Raw genomic sequence first — 16,809 nt, 5'->3', positions numbered from 1 at the left:
AAAAAGACAGATGCTTATGAAAAACCCCAAGGTTAAGGCAAAGAATGTTTTTAATGAGGAAGTTTAGATAAACTAAATGACCGAATTAAAAACTTTTTTAACAATGAAATTGGGATTTTGGTGTATCCTGAGTAATTGAGGTTCAACACATTTAACAAGAATCTGCCCTAAAGACTATGGTCTGAAAAACTCATTTCCTGTACTATGGCGACCTTCTTTTTAAAACTAACTATTATCAGGAGATTATGTTGAAAAGGATCTTTTTCTTAATGATTTTTTATGTCTCACAAACTATGGCTTCAGTATTTACCCATGAAGAGGTTCAAATATTAAAAAAACATTTTTTAAATAATTTTCAACCCAATGGAGCCATCGTAGCCTCACCCTCGCAATACAACCCCAATTATTATTATGACTGGATTCGAGACTCAGCCATTGCCATGGGATTGGTTGAAACATGGTATGAAACCAGCCAATCTACTCGATATAAAAAGCTTTTACTAGAATATGTTTCATGGACAGAAAAAATACAGCATCAAACTGATCCCATTGCTGGCCAAGACATATTGGGTGAACCTAAATTTTATATCAATGGTAACCCTTTTGATGGAGAATGGGGAAGACCGCAAAATGATGGTCCGGCACTGAGAGCATCTGTTTTAATTCGTTTTGCGCAACAGCTTATCGATCATAATGAAATAGATTATGTGAAAACACATCTTTATAACAAGACTATGGACCCCCAATCCATGGGCACTATCAAAATCGATTTGGAATACATCGCACATCATTGGCAAGATGCAAACTTTGATCTGTGGGAAGAGGTTTATGGCCATCATTTTTTCACGGCGATGGCACAACAAAAAGCTTTGATTGATGGTGCCATTTTGGCTCACAAACTTCATGACAGACAAGCCGCTGTTTTTTATGAAATGCAAGCCAACTTAATTAACAACCGACTGAAGCAGCATTTGGATCATCAAAATAAAATAATTCAAGCCACATTATTACCTCACCCCGGTCCTCAAAAAACCCTAGAGCTAGATTCATCAGTCATGTTGGGTATTTTAACCAATCAACAAAAAGAAGGTGTTTTTGCCCCAGATCACACCTTTGTGCAAAATACAGTAAAGGCTTTGCATGAACAATTTAATTTAATGTTTCCTATCAATAAAAACCGCTCCGGAGCAATATTGTTTGGTCGTTATCCCGGCGATACTTATGATGGCTATCAAACAAACAGCTTAGGGAACCCCTGGTTTATCTTAACAGCTACGATGGCTGAATATTATTTTACCTTGGCTCATAATCTGTCGCTAAGCACCCATAATAAACTCCATATACTGAATTATCTAAAGAAAGGAGACAATTATTTAAGGCTGATAAAACAATATGGCCCTGATCTGAATTTAAGTGAACAAATTAATTTGAATACTGGAGTTCAGCAAGGAGCAACATCCTTGACCTGGAGTTACGTTTCCGTCTTACGAGCTATTCGTTTAAGAGAACAATTGGAAAATAGAATAAAAATTATGGGCTGGAATACCCATTAGGATTTATATGATCAGGTAATACGATAAAGAACAGAATTTGTAGCCCGTGTTAGTCAAAATATAACACGGGCATCAGAAAAAAATTTGTATCAAGTCGTTGAAGCCAACAAAGAAGATTCCGATTTAGCTGACTCATTATCAACCTCTTCGTCCTCTCTACCTAAAAATCGTAATGGCTTGCCGCTCATTATATAAGTTTCTATTTGTTCTAAACTGATATTCTTGGTTTCAGGCATATAAATATAAGCATAAATGAAACCCAAGAAACAAATTACCGCATACAGGGCGAAAGTCATTTCTATACCAAACATTTGATGCAGGATAGGAAAACTAAAAATGACTATCGTATTAAACGACCAGTTACTCATCGCGGACATCCCCATACCGGCACCACGGACATGTAGAGGAAAAATTTCTGCCATAGCGATGTGGGGAATAGGACCCACGCTGATTGCAAAAGAGAAAATATAAACCATTAAACAAATAACGGATAAATAAGATAACCAGGCAATATGGTTTAATGAGAACAGGGATAATGCCAACAAACTCAAACTGGTTCCTGCAAAACCCAGTAACAGTAATTTGCGTCGTCCTAATTTATCGACATACAAAATGGCAATAATAGTAACCAGTAAATTAACCAAACCTATTCCCATTGTTGCTAATATTTGCCCAGTCGTGCTGCCCAAACCTAAATTCTTGAATATTTCAGGTGCAAAATAAATTACCACATTAATACCGCTTAATTGTTGTAAACAAAATAATATGGTCCCTAACATCAACACAGGCAATAAGGGCTTTTGAAACAGAAGTAGCCAGTTGCCTTGTTTCGGTTCGTTCGCCAGTGTTACTTCAATATCTTTTAACTCCTGCTCAACTGATTGTTTTCCTCTTAATTTTCTTAAGGAGTTTGCTGCTGCATCATGACGTCCGACACTGCATAACCACCTGGGAGACTCAGGCATAAACAAAATCCCTATGGTCAATAACAAGGCAGGAATAGCACTTGAAGCAAACATTGCACGCCATGCTTGCTGCTCTATCAATAAATAATTGACCGAGTAAGAACAAACAATACCGACAGTCAAAGCAAGTTGATAAATTGCAACCACAGCGCCACGTGATTGCATAGCGGCTGTTTCAGCCAGGTATAATGGGGTTAAAACAGAAGCCATCCCTATGGCCAAGCCTAGAACTAACCGAGATAAAATCAATACAGAGATGGTTTCAGCAAACCCTGCACCCAGGGCCCCAATAAAGAACAAAAAACCAGCAAAAGATAATAAAGAACGTCTGCCGAAATGTTTTACGCCCTTTGATGCCATGAATACGCCAATTAACATCGAACCAAACAATGCCCCAAAAGGCAGAGCAGAAGCTATAATACCAATATGGGTTGCAGTCAGATTAAAATGATTTTTTACCAGCTCAAGGGAACCAGCTATTATTCCCTCATCGTAACCAAATAAAAAACCGGCAACTGACCCAATTATTGCAACAATCCAAGCCATTTTTCACTCCTTGATTTTAAATACTTTTCCTCTGTCACTGCGTAATGAACTACTTTAACTGCTGCTCTCTTTACATCATGAAAAGGTATTTCTTTAACTTGAATGGATTAAAGCTGCGAACAAAATTCTCGCTTCTGAGCACTCACAGCCAAACATAATTCTGTAATGTAAGACCAATTATGATTTTTGATAGCCTCTTCTGGTACTATCCAAGACCCTCCAACGCAAGCTACATTTGGCAACCGCAGATACTCCTCATAATTCCTGGAATTAATTCCACCTGTTGGACAAAACTTAACTTGAGGAAATACCCCCGATATCGCTTGTAGCATAGGGATACCTCCAGCCGCTGCCGCAGGAAAAAATTTAAAATGGTTATATCCCATCCCCAAGCCTTCCATTAATTCAGAGACACTGGCTACACCTGGAATGAGAGGAATTTTACTTTTCTGTCCTGCTATCAATAATTCCCTGGTTTGGCCTGGGCTAATGGCAAATCGAGCGCCTACAGCTGCCACATCATGAAGTTGGGCTGGAGTGATTACAGTTCCAGCACCAATTAATTTATCTGTAAATGTATTGATCAATAATTCCAGAGCCTTCATTGCCACTGACGTTCTTAATGTCACTTCAAGCACATAAAGCCCACCAGCAAATAAAGCGTCGGCCAAAGGTAATGCATCCTCTAATTCATTGATTACAATGACTGGAATGACGGGGGATGCACAAAATACCGTCCCTGGTTGTGTTTTCCATTCAGAAAATGACATGAGAAACTCCTGTCAATGTTTGTTTTAAACTTACACTCGCGCCTAAAATACCCGGTTGAGCCGCTGCAATAACATAAGTGGGAATTAACGAATTGAAATCGCTAAATCGACCTTTGTCTTCAAATTGGATTCTAAAGTCGCTTTGATGTATCAAGGAGAGTAAACGTGGCACAATACCTCCAGCAATATAAACACCACCAAAAGCCCCGTAAGTTAAGGCTAAATCACCAGCAAAAGATCCCAAACTTGAAAAAAATTGGGCCACTGCCTTATGAGCTATGAAACATTCCTGACTTAATGCCAAAGATATAATTTGCGCTGCAGACAAAAATTCAACTTTTTTACTATGGTACGCGGCTAAAGCTTGATATAAATTTTCCAGTCCTTGGCCCGATAACAAGCGCTCATAAGATACATGGGAGTATTTGCTTTTTAAATAACGATGGATAAACCACTCCTGCTCCGTTTTTGCTCCCCAATCGGCATGCCCCCCTTCCCCTGCAAAAGCACTATAGTGATGTTGATGGGGAATTAAATAAGCAACACCCAAACCAGTGCCTGCACCTAAGACCACTCTCACTTTACTGGCATCCAGGTAACCATTACCAATCTGCACCAGATCCTGAGCCGATAAGACAGGCAAACTCATAGCAATCGCAGTAAAATCATTCATGACTTCCAGAACATCAAGGCTGAGCTTCTGTTTTAATTCTGTTATTGAAAATTGCCAATGACAATTCGTCATAGAAACCAAATCATCGATGACTGGACACGCAATCGCTATCGTAATATGTTTTATTTCTTGCAGAGAATGCCGGGATTTATAAGTTATTAGCACGGACTCCAGACTAAGAAACTCGGCACAAGGATAAATTTCGATTTTATCCATCTGCAAATTGACAAGATTGACTCTACTGAAACGAGCAAAAGTGCCGCCTATATCAGCGACAATCGCATACTGGGCTAAATCATGAGACGTCATAAAAAAATTCATTTCCATTAAATAGACTACAAGCTCCCTGTTCTGCACCAGTAAAATGTAATCTTAAATTACTAAACAATTCTCGTCCCATACCTTGAACAGAAGAATATCCTGCGACAGCAACTGGCGAGCGACTGGCTAATTCTTCATCAGAAACTAATAATTGAAGTATCCCTCTTTCACAATCGATCAAAATCATATCGCCCGTTTCTATTTTAGCAATACCACCACCATCAACCGCTTCCGGAGTAACGTGAATTGCAGCGGGAACCTTGCCTGATGCGCCAGACATTCGACCATCTGTAACCAATGCCACATGAAAACCTTTATCCATTAACACACCAAGTTTTGGCGTTAATTGATGTAATTCTGGCATTCCGCATGCTTTTGGGCCTTGAAAACGAACGACTACCACACAATTTTTATTAAGCAAACCTTGATTGAATAGATGTTCAAATTCCTCTTGACTTGAGCAAACGACTGCAGGAGCTTCTATCACATAATGCGCATCATAAAGACTGGATGTTTTAATAATCGCTCTGCCAAGATTACCACTTAAAACCTGTAAACCGCCTTGAGGTTTAAATGGATCGGCAACAGAGGTTAATACGTCATTATTACTCGAACTGTCAGGACCATTAACCCAAACTAATCGATTGTCAATCAATTGCGGCTGCTTCGTATATTTATCCAGACCAAAACCCACCACCGTATTGACATCAGGATGGAGCAAATCAGCATCTAACAAGGTTTTAACAAAATAAGCCATTCCCCCTGCTCTTTGAAAATGATTGATATCTGCTTGACCATTAGGATAGATTCGAGCAATTAATGGAATAATTGCCGACAACTGAGCAAAATCATCCCAATTTACCCAATATCCTGCCATAGCTGCTATCGCGACAAGATGCATGGTATGATTGGTTGATCCCCCTGAAGCCAATAATCCGATAATACCGTTTACAATATTTTTCACATCAAGCATCTGCCCTATTGGCATATAATCAGAATTTAAATCTGTTAATGACAAAATCTGACATGCTGCTGCTTTGGTTAATTCATTGCGCAGCGGGGTATTAGGATTCACGAAGGAAGCCCCCGGAAGCTGCAACCCCATCAGCTCAATAACTAATTGATTCGAATTGGCTGTACCATAAAATGTGCATGTTCCAGCAGTATGATAAGATGCTGCTTCCACATCCAATAACGCATTTTTGTCGACTTGACCTGCTGCGTACAATTGACGAATTCTTGCTTTTTCCTGATTAGAGATACCTGAAGGCATGGGGCCAGCGGGTACAAAAATAAAAGGCAGATGGCCAAAGGCCAGTGCAGCCATTAATAATCCAGGAACTATTTTATCGCAAATACCTAGGAGGAGCCCTCCATCAAACATATTATGTGACAAAGCCACGGCAGTAGATAAAGCGATCACATCTCGGCTGAGCAGGCTTAGCTCCATCCCCGGCTGTCCCTGAGTAATCCCATCGCACATAGCAGGGACACCTCCGGCAAATTGTGCTACTCCGCCTGCAGCAGAAATCGCTTCTTTAATCAAATCAGGAAAAGTAGCATACGGTTGATGCGCTGATAACATATCATTATAAGCAGAAACAATGGCAATGTTGGCTTTTGTGTTACCTCTCAAAATTGCCTTGTCTTGTTTAGCACAAGCAGCAAAACCATGTGCTAAATTTCCACAATGCAGAATACTTCGTTGTGGACCTTTAGTACGAGCCTTATCGATTTGATTCAGATAAGCTGCTCTTCTAGCAGTGCTACGATTTTGGATATTGGCAGTCACTTTATTTACTACAGGATGCATTCTTTTTCCTCATATGTTGGAGCATACATCACCTGAATATTGGCATCAGGGGCATTTAAAATAGCGCAGATTGGCAGTATTTCCGGGTTGTTAGTTGCCATTGCCTGTTCCAGGACAGCCTGCTTTCTTTGACCTACTAAATGTAAAAAAATAGTGCGACTATTTAATAATCGCTTTTTCGATAAGCTAACTCTCTGGAATGAAGCTGTTTTGGGATTCACAATAAGTACCGCATTGGCTTTATCATCCAATCCTGCACTTAACTCATCACTGCATGGAAATAACGAAGCGGTATGACCATCTTCACCCATTCCTAAAATGACTGCATCAAACGTTGGTAGAGAATCAATTTGGCTATTCACCGCATTCAAATGACTTAATGGGTCCTCTTTTTCATCAAACAAGCTGATAAATTTGGCTTTTTTTGCGTTATGTTGAAGCAAAAATTCGCGAACCAGTCGCTCATTACGTTGAGAATCAAAAAGATTCACACAACGTTCATCGGCCAAAGTGATCGCTACCTGTTCCCAAGGCAAGTCAGCTACAGCCAACTCCTTGAACAAATCGACAGGAGTTTTACCGCCGGAAACTACCAAAAAAGCTTGCCCTCTTTGTTTGATAGCATCTGATAGAATAATTCTTAATTTTTCCACCATGCCATGAATCAACTGTTTGGCATCCATAAAACTATGAAACTGCATTGTGCTCACCCCAAACATGTGCTTGTCCGTTAAATAAGCGTATGACTTCCTTTGGCCCCCAGGTACAAGCCGGATAGGTATACAGAGGAATATTATCTTCTTCCCAAGCAGAGATAATACTGTCAATCCATTGCCAAGCTTGTTCAATTTCTTCTCGGCTTACAAACAGATACTGATTACCTAACATTACCTCCAATAATAATCTCTCATAGGCATCAGCAATTCTCCGCGTTTTAAAACTATGATGAAAATTTAAATCCAGCTTGGAATCATGCAACTCCATACGTTCACCAAGACCCGGAATTTTATTCATTATCCTCACTTCCACCCCTTCATCGGGTTGTAAGCGAATAATTAACTGATTAGGATACAATTCTTCTTTTAAGGGATGGAAGATATTATACGGCTGTGGTTTAAAATAAATCACCACTTCGCTTTGCTTTTTGGGCAATCTTTTACCAGTAAGCATATAGAATGGGACACCAGACCATCGCCAATTGTCAACATAGGCTTTGATAGCAACAAAAGTTTCCGTTGTCGATGTCTGATTAGCGCCCTCTTCTTCCAAATAACCAGGTATTTTTTTACCATCTATTAAATTATTGGCCACATATTGAGCGCGTACCGTATGATCATGCACATTGGACTTGTTAATAAAACGCAGGGATTTTAGTACTTTTAATTTTTCGTTTCTGATGCTTTCTGCTGAAAGGCTTAACGGGGGTTCCATCGCTACTAAAGACAATATTTGTAATAAATGATTTTGCAGCATGTCCCTGACTTGCCCCGACTTATCATAATATTCCCAACGACCTTCAACACCAATTTCTTCGGCAACAGAAATTTCAACCCGATCAATAACACGATTATCCCAATTGGTTGAAAATATGGAATTGGCAAAGCGGAGCACTAATAAATTCAAGACTGTTTCTTTACCCAGGTAATGATCAATCCGATAAATCTGATCTTCAGCAAAAAAACAAGCCACTTGATCATTAGTTGCTATAGAAGAAGGCAAATCATGACCAATAGGCTTTTCCAAAACAACTCGCGATGGTTTCTTTGTTAGATCAAGTTGAGCAAGACTGCGGCATGTTTGAGAATAAAGGCTTGGAGGAATTGCCAGATAAGAAATAATCACTCGTTCAGAAGGGTTAACATAGTCTGTTAATTTTTGATAATCGTCTGATTGATTCAAATCAAGCTTGCAATAAGCCAGCTTTTTTATAAAACGTAACCAGACCGTTTCATCAATTTCATCAAATAAAAATTGCTGAATTTTATGTTTAATCAAGTCAAGATAGGCAGAAAAATCGAGATTTTCCCGTGCACATCCAATAATTCTTGTTTTTTCGTGAAGTAAATTAGCTAATTCTAATTGATATAATGCAGGTAACAATTTTCGACAAGACAAATCACCCAGTGTACCAAACAAAATTAAATCACAAGGATACTTCGATTCTGCTTTTAAGAGCATATATCATCCTAAAATTACAATAACTATTTCCCTGAAATTTCATCGATTTTACATCACTGGAATCAAGCGTCAATCAAAATTGCTTTTTTTCACTTATTCCATCAGGTTCGTTACCTATTTAATCAATCAAACTAAATTGAAGTGAATTAAAAGCAGCAGGGATTAAAAAAATCCTCGTGTAAGCGATCTTTGTCTCAAAATTGCAAAACTTCATTTTTATGCTATATGAAATAAGTACATGTTAGTAAAAAATCCCTTTGATTAGGAGCCCCTCATGCTTAACAAGAGATTTTCAGAACGACTGAATAGAGAACTGGATAATATTGGAGTACCGGAGGCTGCGGCAGAACGAATTGAGATACTTTCTAAACTCATTAAAATTCCAAAATTTAAAGCAGAAGCTTTGCTTAATGGAATTACAAGCCCTGATGAGGCTGTATTAAAAACATTAGCTCAGGAACTGGAAGTCAACGCGGATTGGCTAATTGGCAAGAGTGACTCTAAATCAGGAGCACATTAAAAATTATCCATGAAACCTGTGATTGGAACTGATTGGCTTCGCCTTTTTCTCAATGTACTCAATGATTTTTCCTGCCAAATTAATATTAGTTGCTTTTTCTATACCTTCAAGCCCTGGAGAAGAGTTAATTTCCAGCACTAATGGACCATGATTTGAGCGAATCAGATCTACTCCAGCAACTCTTAATCCCATTGTTTTTGCGGCACTAACAGCGATTGCCCGTTCTTGTGGGGAGAGTTTGACTTTCACTGCTTTTCCTCCTTGATGGACGTTTGCACGAAACTCCCCATCCTTGGCTTGCCGTTTAACTGCGGCAACCACTTTTTCTCCTATGACAAAACAACGAATATCCGTACCTCGGGATTCTTCAATGAATTCCTGAACCAAAATATTGGCATGCATTTCTTTAAATGCATTGATGATGCTTACAGCTGATTGATGACTGTCAGCAAGGATGACTCCTTTGCCTTGTGTTCCTTCCAATAATTTTATGACCAGAGGAGCCCCACCAACCATATGAATCAAATCTTCCGTATCATCAGGAGACTGGGCAAAACTGGTTAACGGCATAGGAATTCCTTTGCGTGCCAACAATTGCAAAGAGCGAAATTTATCCCTGGAGCGTGAGATAGCGATGGATTCATTAAGAGTGTACATACCCATTGTTTCCATATGACGCAATACTGCCGTACCATAATACGTAATGGATGCACCAATTCTTGGAATAACGGCATCAAAATGCGGCAAAGGTGCCCCACCTCGATAATGTACCTTAGGATTAGAAGCAGCCACGTTCATATAACAATATAAAGGGTTAATAATTTTAACCTCATGCCCCGCAGCTTCCGCCTCCGCCTTTAAACGCTTATGAGAATACAAATGGGGGTTAGTTGCCAATATCGCAATTTTCATGAATTAAACTTTCCTCAGTAATTTCATACTTCAATCTGAACAATCCAAACTAATTTACCTACTTCTCTGTTAAATAACGCAAATTTTAAGCATCACAACAGAACTGCTCTGAAATGATAAAAAGCAGCCACATATAAAAAATCGCGGGTTTTAAGCCAAGATAAATGAAATGTCAACAACCCATACTTAAAGCCTAGATTAAAAATCGCAAATTATCCTCCCTGTTGTATCTGACCGGAGAATAATTTTTGAATTCATGCAGCAGTCAATTAATTAACTAATGCATTCTATACAGAGTCCTTTGACATAAATAAATAAATAAAGTTCCGTCTGACAGTTGCTCTTGCAGGGGTAAACCATCAACTTACAGGTTAAGATACCAATAAGATATAATCCTTAGCCAAAAGATCTGCATGATGTGGTGTTGTAAAAAATGCATTTAACTCACCTTGAGGATTAAATAGCATGACTGCCCCACTATGCTGTATATCATAATTTTGAGGCTCCGAACTCTCTTTGTTGGCAACTTTTGCATAAGCAATGCCCATTTCTTGAGTCATTGATTTAATTGAATTTTCCTCGCCTCTTGCACCATAAAATGATTTATGGAATGAAGTGACATAACTGCCCAATTTATCAAGACTGTCTCTTTGAGGATCAATAGATATCATCACAACTTGAGGTAAGTTTTTTACTCCTTTCTTTTCCAGAATTCGGTACATTTTTCCAAGTTCTGCCATAGTAGTTGGGCATAGATAACCACAATTGGTAAACCCAAAAAATACTAAAGTCCATCGACCCTGCAAGCTTGTGTTATTGAAAACCTTCTGATCTGTGCCTGTTAAACTAAAATGGTTAACCGTTCTTGGATTTTCAAGATAAGTTCCATGAAAATCCACCACATTGATCTTCTTTTTAAAATGAAAATTTTGAGAAATATAAATACCCGCCAATAAACTGATCAGGGCCAATACAGTGATTGTTACAGCGCCCCCTTTTATCTTTACGTTCATTCTAACCCCTTAAAAATAGTGATCTACTAATAAAAAGACAAACAACAGCATCAGGTACAGAATAGAAAATCGAAATGTTTGCATAGCAACGACTGGTTTATCAGTAAAATACAACTTATGTGCCCAAACTAAAAATCTGATGCCCAAAACTAAAGCGCCCAGCAAATAAATCCAGCCACTCATACTCACAACAAAAGGCAAAAGACTAACTACCAGCAATAAAACCGTATACAGATAAATATTTAATTTTGTGAATTGAATACCATGTGTCACCGGTAGCATAGGAATTTCAGCATCTTGGTATTCCTTATACCGATAAATTGCCAAGGCCCAAAAATGAGGGGGTGTCCATGTAAATATAATCAATACTAATAACAAGGCCTGAGGATCCAATTGATCAGTAACCGCAGTCCACCCCAATAAGGGAGGCGCAGCTCCGGCTAATCCCCCAATAACAATATTCTGTGAAGTAGCTCGTTTTAAATAACCCGTGTAAACACCAGCGTAACCAATCAGTGTTACAAAGGTAAGTAATGCTGTTAATTGATTCACAAACAGGATGAGAAAACTTAATCCCGTTGTCCCGATAATGACTGCAAACCATAAGGCTTGCTTTACTGAGACTCGCCCATAAGCAACTGGCCTTTTTTTTGTTCTGGCCATAATCGAATCAATATGCCTGTCTACCAAATGGTTAATTGTAGCGGCGCTTCCAGCACACAATCCTATACCCAGTAAAGTAAAAACGATTAACTGCAAGCTCACCCAGCCAGGGGCTGCTAAATACATTCCTACAATTACCGTGAGTAGCATGAGCAATACAACGCGTGGCTTACACAATTCCATGTAATCACGCCAGTCCACAGGGAATCGAGCCGCGTATTCAGTACGCATGGCCAACCTCCCTTTCTTGTGTAAAATGCAAAGAACAAAATGCCGCCGCTAATAATAATGCGGCTACACCATTATGAGCGACTGCGATCTTGAGCGGTAATAGATGAATCACATTCATTATTCCTAAAGTGAATTGAAGCAATACTAACATAGCCATGATAATAGCTGTTGCTCTTAAATAAATTGAATGGGTTTTGAACACGATTATTAATGAAAGAGCCAGTATATAAGTGGCAGTCAATATAGCGCCGATTCTATGAATAAATTGAATGCTGACCCGAACTTCATTCTCGAGTACACCGCCTTGGTAATTTGCGCCTATCGCAGAAAATAAATTAAATCCTTTTGCAAAATGCAATTCAGGAAACCAGACTCCGTTACATAATGGAAAACCAATACATGAAATACCCGCATAATTGGCACTTACCCAACCGCCTAAAGCAATTTGCAACAAAATAATAACAACTCCCAAACGCAACCAAGGTCGCCATTTAGGTAAATTTTCGCCGTTTAGCGGAGTTATCTGCAAACGAAAACGACACAAACAGGCAACGATTAACATGCCGCCTAGCAGATGTCCCATGACTACTACAGGCAGTAATTTTAAAGTAACAGTCCACATTCCCAATGCCGCCTGAAATACCACCAACATGAACAAAGCCAAAGGAAGATGCCAGGGTAAATCTTGATCCTGACGACGCTTGAACCATACCAGGAAAGCAATGAAAAAAATCAACAAGGCTAAGGTTCCTGCCACATAACGATGAGCCATTTCAGTCCAGGCCTTTCTGGATTCAATAGGAAGATCCGGATATTGTGATTGCGCTTCTTGCAAACCTTTATCTGCTCCTGGAAGAACCATGTGACCATAACAACCAGGCCAATCCGGGCAACCTAACCCCGCATCCGTTAAACGAGTATAAGCACCTAACATAACGACAAAAAAAGCCAAAAAAACAGCGAGAGTCGCTGCCAATCGTATTGAACTATTAGACATCAATTTACCCGCTCTTAATTTCAGTTGTATTGAGTAAAAGCTTCAAATCTTTATATATATCGCCGGGGTTACAACCTGGTTGATAGCTCAGTATGAGGTAATTATCCGGGTTTGCTATAAAAATTTTGGCTTCAGGATATAAAGTCGCCAACTTGGACATTTCAGTTAATGATAAGGCAGCAACATGGATATCTTGCTCTTTTAAAATAGGTTTTAATTCCTCTGCAATCAACGAGTCTTTGTTACTTAGGAGTAACCATTCATCCACCTGATACAATTTTCTCCCAAATGAAAGGCGAACTCTTCCCAACATATTAAGCTGCTTAAGACAAGTCTTGTCACAACCATTAGGATTCCAATAGATAATGCGCCATTTTGCATTGCTATCTAATGGTTTTAGTGCTATCGGGGGAGAAAGCAAAATCCCTTTATTCACTTTAGAAGTTCCAAGCCAGGAAGGATGTTTATAAAACAAATAAGCTGTTATTCCTGGTGCAGCAAAAATCACTACCAAGAGTAATAATGTCATGTATTTATAGTGTTTTTTCATTTTTCTTCAAATTAAAAATCACGAATATAATCAGAATAACCAATGCCATGGCAAACCACTGTATTGCATAAGCAAAATGCCTTTGCGGGGGCATGGATACTATCTCCCATTCTCGTATAAAACCAAAAGGCTCATCCTTGTCGAGGCGAATAATAAACGGATAGACCTTTTTTTGCAAAAGTTGTTTCAGTATTTCTTCATCAATGAGTTCAAGAATGGTCACCTTATTTTCTTTTTCTTCAAAACTTGGCCCTAATACCCATTGTTTTTTACTTGGAAAATAAACCATGCCAAATAGTTTAAACTTCTTATGGGGTGTCTGAACATCAGGAAAAGTGCGTCGAGTGATGTCTCCAGAAACCCATCCTCTATCCACCATAACGATGGAATCATCATCAAGAAGCATAGGAGAAACTACGTCATAACCAAACTGATGCTGGTAATGTTGATTATCAAGCAAAAATAACTTTGGTAGAAAAATTCCTTCAAGGCTAATTCTTTGATATTGCTCTGGCAATTTTTGCCCTGGTTTCCAAATTATTGGCTCCTGTTTTGCCAGCGCCTGTTGTGCGGTTATCATTTTAGTTTTTTCATCAGCTCTGTGTATTTGCCAAAACCCAAGACTAATGAATAAAAAAAAGCAAAAGGCCGCAAGAAAAAGCATTGGCCAATTTGAGGTGAAACGAAAATTAAAACAGGTTAAACTAGGCATCTTTTATCAACTACTCATTTAGTTAGCTAACATTCCCCTGAAGCTAGCAATGTCAGGAGTATAACAAATGTTCACCAAAATCTTCATCATCTTTGTCATGATTCTTATTGTAGCCTCTTTAGCGAGTGGGCTCTTTTACCTGGTCAAAGACACTGATAAATCAAAACGTACAGTCAAAGCCCTCACCGTACGCATTGCAATTTCATTATCTTTATTTGTTTTTTTATTTATTGCATTCAAATTGGGATTGATTCAACCTCATGGGATTTAACTTTTTAGTTTTTAATCAATTCTTGTCGAGAGACATGGTCCTAGCTGAAATACTGAGATATTTTTAAAGAGTCATTTCAGTTGTTGACAAGATAAACCGAGTTCTCGGCGCTAATTCAAAATGACCTTCAGGAAATCTCTGCCTAAGTCACGAGACGACAAACAACGGAAAACTCTCGCAGCAAGCATCGACAGGGCTTGTGAAAAACTCCAAGATCAAAGTAAAAAATGATTTTAATTAGGGAATTAGATAAAATAAATGAGCGAATTAAAATTTTTTTTTAACAACCAGATTAGGAGCTTTTCGTAAACCCTGATCAATTGACAGTACCCTAATAAAACTTCGTAATTGCTTAATAAACTATCTATACTTTTGTTGTAACCCTCAAAAGGGATGGTGATGATCATGATGATAGTGCTGTTTTTACTTTATTTCATAATAGGATTACAAATTTTATATAAACCGAATAAAACCATAATATTCCAATTTCTTTTCAGTTTATTTCTTATACTAATCAGCTTCAATTATCACAGCCATCTGGTGAATCTATGAACAGACAAATGCAATGGCATCTTTTCGGGAATACGTCAGGATTATTGATAATTTGTTGCCTTTTGCTCCTGGCCTTCCTGGATCAATTCATCTTTTATGAACTACCTTGTCCTATATGCATTTTGCAAAGAATCTGCTTTGTTGCAGTAGGTCTGTGTTTTGTTATGAATTTAATGTTGGGTATTAGAGCCTCACACTACGGGCTGATGCTTTTGGCAAGTCTTTTGGGATTGTCTATATCAGTTCGGCAAATGTATATTCATTTAACCCCAGGTGATACTGGTTATGGCGGCCTCTTTTTTGGTTTACATCTTTATACTTGGTCTGCAATCATATTTTTAATCATTATCTTGTTGATTGCTGGGGCTTTAATCCTTGATAAGGGTTTCATGCCAGATTATAAAGTAGGAAGCAAGTCGGTAAAAGTAATGATATGGATGTTTTTTATCTTGATTCTTGCCAATGGAATCAGTACATTCTTGGAATGTGGACCGCACGAATGTCCAGATAACCCGAGCAAATATTATTTACTAAATAATAATTAAGGATCTTGAGGATTTAAAATGCGTCTTTTGTTTATCAGTTTAATTCTTGTCAGCGGATATTTACAGGCCGATACAATAAATAATTATATGAATATTGCTAACAATATTCCGCAAATGGAAATGAAAGCAGACCCTCAAGCTCAAGCCTGGGCCAGATCGGCACGTCACGTACTCACCATTACCAGTGAAAGTATTGCTGAAACATTAATCCAGGCGAATGAGGCTGCAAAAACACACGGCAAACCTATTTTTTGCTTGCCGCAAGGTGTACAACTTAATTCTTTCGTCATGAACGAGCTTATTCAACAAACTTATAAAGAAATATCCAGTCAACAAAGCGACAAAGATAAAATGACTGTTTCCCAAGTGGCTTTATTAGGACTTAGCAAGAAATATCCTTGTGAGCCGACCCCTCAAGAAAAACAAATACAACATGTGGCTTCCCTATTGTCACCTCAGTAGTTTCCTCTGTGGTAAATCCCCCCAGAATTTTTTCTACAAACATCTTCTTTTTCTTAAAATTCTTATTGCGGAAACAGCAAAGCAAACTTGGCAGAGCGCAAAGCACTTTGAATTGCTTTGCCAATGCTTACAAAAACTCTGCCTTGCTGGTTTTTTTACTGATTTTAGTGTTGCTTAAGCGCGACTTAACGTCTTGATAATTACTTACTAAACTCCTCAAAAGCTTCCAACGCCTCTGCGGCATACATTAATGATGGGCCGCCCCCCATATAAACCGCCATACCCAATGTTTCTAATAACTCTTCTCTTGAGGCCTGCAGTTTCACTAAAGTCTGTGAATGAAATCCTATGCATCCGGGACATTGCTTTGCCACGGCCAACGCCATAGCGATTAACTCCTTGGTTTTTTTATCCAGGGCACCGTCTTTAGTCGCAGCTTGCGCTAAAGAAGAAAAGCCTGTCATTAACTCTGGCATCTCTTTGCGAAATTTAGCTAATTGTGTAGTAATATCTTTTGTAATATGTGAAAACTTATCTGACATGAGCCTACTCCTTCCTTTTT

General features: G+C 38.7%; 19 protein-coding genes. 6 read left to right on the top strand and 13 right to left on the bottom strand.

Going from position 1 to position 16,809, the window contains the following annotated elements:
• Positions 1-269 precede the first annotated feature (269 nt).
• Positions 270-1,553, top strand: coding sequence for a glycoside hydrolase family 15 protein (locus OQJ02_RS02155; RefSeq protein ID WP_265717669.1), 1,284 nt, complete (start codon positions 270-272; stop codon positions 1,551-1,553).
• Positions 1,554-1,642: 89 nt separating this feature from the next.
• Here OQJ02_RS02155 and OQJ02_RS02150 read toward each other — a convergent pair whose 3' ends face one another.
• The 6 genes from OQJ02_RS02150 to zwf all read right to left on the bottom strand — a co-directional run bounded on the left by OQJ02_RS02150 (position 1,643) and on the right by zwf (position 8,819).
• Positions 1,643-3,064 carry a sugar porter family MFS transporter gene (locus tag OQJ02_RS02150; RefSeq protein WP_265717668.1) on the bottom strand — a complete coding sequence of 474 codons (1,422 nt, stop codon included), beginning with the start codon at positions 3,062-3,064 and terminating at the stop codon, positions 1,643-1,645.
• A gap of 107 nt (positions 3,065-3,171) precedes the next feature.
• Positions 3,172-3,834: a bifunctional 4-hydroxy-2-oxoglutarate aldolase/2-dehydro-3-deoxy-phosphogluconate aldolase gene (locus OQJ02_RS02145; RefSeq protein ID WP_265717667.1), complete on the bottom strand. Its 663-nt coding sequence runs from the start codon at positions 3,832-3,834 to the stop codon at positions 3,172-3,174.
• Positions 3,821-4,816: a glucokinase gene (glk, locus tag OQJ02_RS02140; protein WP_265717666.1), complete on the bottom strand. Its 996-nt coding sequence runs from the start codon at positions 4,814-4,816 to the stop codon at positions 3,821-3,823. The genes OQJ02_RS02145 and glk overlap by 14 nt, the downstream gene beginning before the upstream one ends.
• A complete protein-coding gene (gene edd / locus OQJ02_RS02135) occupies positions 4,803-6,641 on the bottom strand; it encodes a phosphogluconate dehydratase (protein WP_265717665.1) in 1,839 nt (612 codons plus the stop codon). Before edd ends, glk begins: the two co-directional genes overlap by 14 nt.
• Positions 6,629-7,342 (bottom strand): 6-phosphogluconolactonase, encoded by a 714-nt coding sequence (pgl, locus tag OQJ02_RS02130; protein ID WP_265717664.1) that lies wholly within the window; start codon positions 7,340-7,342, stop codon positions 6,629-6,631. The genes edd and pgl overlap by 13 nt, the downstream gene beginning before the upstream one ends.
• Complete coding sequence (gene zwf, locus OQJ02_RS02125) at positions 7,329-8,819, bottom strand: glucose-6-phosphate dehydrogenase (RefSeq protein ID WP_265717663.1); 1,491 nt, start codon at positions 8,817-8,819, stop codon at positions 7,329-7,331. The genes pgl and zwf overlap by 14 nt, the downstream gene beginning before the upstream one ends.
• Positions 8,820-9,093: 274 nt before the next feature.
• Here zwf and OQJ02_RS02120 point away from each other — a divergent pair, with 274 nt between their 5' ends.
• Entirely contained in the window at positions 9,094-9,339 is a 246-nt protein-coding gene (locus tag OQJ02_RS02120) for a hypothetical protein (protein ID WP_265717662.1), read from the top strand.
• 3 nt (positions 9,340-9,342) lie between these two features.
• Here OQJ02_RS02120 and rimK read toward each other — a convergent pair whose 3' ends face one another.
• The 6 genes from rimK to OQJ02_RS02090 all read right to left on the bottom strand — a co-directional run bounded on the left by rimK (position 9,343) and on the right by OQJ02_RS02090 (position 14,417).
• Entirely contained in the window at positions 9,343-10,251 is a 909-nt protein-coding gene (gene rimK / locus OQJ02_RS02115; protein ID WP_010946163.1) for a 30S ribosomal protein S6--L-glutamate ligase, read from the bottom strand.
• A 371-nt stretch (positions 10,252-10,622) separates the two neighbouring features.
• A complete protein-coding gene (locus OQJ02_RS02110; protein ID WP_265717661.1) occupies positions 10,623-11,264 on the bottom strand; it encodes an SCO family protein in 642 nt (213 codons plus the stop codon).
• 9 nt (positions 11,265-11,273) lie between these two features.
• Positions 11,274-12,158, bottom strand: coding sequence for a heme o synthase (gene cyoE / locus OQJ02_RS02105; RefSeq protein ID WP_265717660.1), 885 nt, complete (start codon positions 12,156-12,158; stop codon positions 11,274-11,276).
• Positions 12,148-13,155, bottom strand: coding sequence for a COX15/CtaA family protein (locus OQJ02_RS02100; RefSeq protein ID WP_265717659.1), 1,008 nt, complete (start codon positions 13,153-13,155; stop codon positions 12,148-12,150). The genes cyoE and OQJ02_RS02100 overlap by 11 nt, the downstream gene beginning before the upstream one ends.
• 4 nt (positions 13,156-13,159) lie before the next feature.
• Entirely contained in the window at positions 13,160-13,705 is a 546-nt protein-coding gene (locus tag OQJ02_RS02095) for a hypothetical protein (RefSeq protein WP_265717658.1), read from the bottom strand.
• Positions 13,689-14,417, bottom strand: a complete 729-nt coding sequence (locus OQJ02_RS02090; RefSeq protein ID WP_265717657.1) for an SURF1 family protein — start codon at positions 14,415-14,417, stop codon at positions 13,689-13,691. Before OQJ02_RS02090 ends, OQJ02_RS02095 begins: the two co-directional genes overlap by 17 nt.
• Positions 14,418-14,484: 67 nt before the next feature.
• Here OQJ02_RS02090 and OQJ02_RS02085 point away from each other — a divergent pair, with 67 nt between their 5' ends.
• The 4 genes from OQJ02_RS02085 (at position 14,485) to OQJ02_RS02075 (ending at position 16,247) form a co-directional block, all read left to right on the top strand.
• Positions 14,485-14,688, top strand: coding sequence for a twin transmembrane helix small protein (locus OQJ02_RS02085; RefSeq protein WP_011213058.1), 204 nt, complete (start codon positions 14,485-14,487; stop codon positions 14,686-14,688).
• 393 nt (positions 14,689-15,081) lie between these two features.
• Entirely contained in the window at positions 15,082-15,240 is a 159-nt protein-coding gene (locus OQJ02_RS15445; protein WP_416209881.1) for a DUF5993 family protein, read from the top strand.
• Positions 15,237-15,785 (top strand): disulfide bond formation protein B, encoded by a 549-nt coding sequence (locus OQJ02_RS02080; RefSeq protein ID WP_265717656.1) that lies wholly within the window; start codon positions 15,237-15,239, stop codon positions 15,783-15,785. Before OQJ02_RS15445 ends, OQJ02_RS02080 begins: the two co-directional genes overlap by 4 nt.
• 18 nt (positions 15,786-15,803) lie before the next feature.
• Entirely contained in the window at positions 15,804-16,247 is a 444-nt protein-coding gene (locus OQJ02_RS02075) for a phosphatase (protein ID WP_265717655.1), read from the top strand.
• 200 nt (positions 16,248-16,447) lie between these two features.
• Here OQJ02_RS02075 and OQJ02_RS02070 read toward each other — a convergent pair whose 3' ends face one another.
• Positions 16,448-16,789 carry a carboxymuconolactone decarboxylase family protein gene (locus OQJ02_RS02070; protein ID WP_027223484.1) on the bottom strand — a complete coding sequence of 114 codons (342 nt, stop codon included), beginning with the start codon at positions 16,787-16,789 and terminating at the stop codon, positions 16,448-16,450.
• Between the last annotated feature and the right edge of the window lie 20 nt (positions 16,790-16,809).

The organism is Legionella sp. PATHC032 (assembly GCF_026191185.1).
Classification (GTDB): Bacteria; Pseudomonadota; Gammaproteobacteria; order Legionellales; family Legionellaceae; genus Legionella.
This window is presented reverse-complemented; position numbering and strand designations above follow the sequence as displayed.

Coding starts and splice junctions, on each gene's coding strand:
- OQJ02_RS02155 (WP_265717669.1), top strand. CDS start 270: ATGATTTTTTATGTCTCACAAACTATGGCTTCAGTATTTACCCATGAA.
- OQJ02_RS02150 (WP_265717668.1), bottom strand. CDS start 3,064: ATGGCTTGGATTGTTGCAATAATTGGGTCAGTTGCCGGTTTTTTATTT.
- OQJ02_RS02145 (WP_265717667.1), bottom strand. CDS start 3,834: ATGTCATTTTCTGAATGGAAAACACAACCAGGGACGGTATTTTGTGCA.
- glk (WP_265717666.1), bottom strand. CDS start 4,816: ATGACGTCTCATGATTTAGCCCAGTATGCGATTGTCGCTGATATAGGC.
- edd (WP_265717665.1), bottom strand. CDS start 6,641: ATGCATCCTGTAGTAAATAAAGTGACTGCCAATATCCAAAATCGTAGC.
- pgl (WP_265717664.1), bottom strand. CDS start 7,342: ATGCAGTTTCATAGTTTTATGGATGCCAAACAGTTGATTCATGGCATG.
- zwf (WP_265717663.1), bottom strand. CDS start 8,819: ATGCTCTTAAAAGCAGAATCGAAGTATCCTTGTGATTTAATTTTGTTT.
- OQJ02_RS02120 (WP_265717662.1), top strand. CDS start 9,094: ATGCTTAACAAGAGATTTTCAGAACGACTGAATAGAGAACTGGATAAT.
- rimK (WP_010946163.1), bottom strand. CDS start 10,251: ATGAAAATTGCGATATTGGCAACTAACCCCCATTTGTATTCTCATAAG.
- OQJ02_RS02110 (WP_265717661.1), bottom strand. CDS start 11,264: ATGAACGTAAAGATAAAAGGGGGCGCTGTAACAATCACTGTATTGGCC.
- cyoE (WP_265717660.1), bottom strand. CDS start 12,158: ATGCGTACTGAATACGCGGCTCGATTCCCTGTGGACTGGCGTGATTAC.
- OQJ02_RS02100 (WP_265717659.1), bottom strand. CDS start 13,155: ATGTCTAATAGTTCAATACGATTGGCAGCGACTCTCGCTGTTTTTTTG.
- OQJ02_RS02095 (WP_265717658.1), bottom strand. CDS start 13,705: ATGAAAAAACACTATAAATACATGACATTATTACTCTTGGTAGTGATT.
- OQJ02_RS02090 (WP_265717657.1), bottom strand. CDS start 14,417: ATGCCTAGTTTAACCTGTTTTAATTTTCGTTTCACCTCAAATTGGCCA.
- OQJ02_RS02085 (WP_011213058.1), top strand. CDS start 14,485: ATGTTCACCAAAATCTTCATCATCTTTGTCATGATTCTTATTGTAGCC.
- OQJ02_RS15445 (WP_416209881.1), top strand. CDS start 15,082: ATGGTGATGATCATGATGATAGTGCTGTTTTTACTTTATTTCATAATA.
- OQJ02_RS02080 (WP_265717656.1), top strand. CDS start 15,237: ATGAACAGACAAATGCAATGGCATCTTTTCGGGAATACGTCAGGATTA.
- OQJ02_RS02075 (WP_265717655.1), top strand. CDS start 15,804: ATGCGTCTTTTGTTTATCAGTTTAATTCTTGTCAGCGGATATTTACAG.
- OQJ02_RS02070 (WP_027223484.1), bottom strand. CDS start 16,789: ATGTCAGATAAGTTTTCACATATTACAAAAGATATTACTACACAATTA.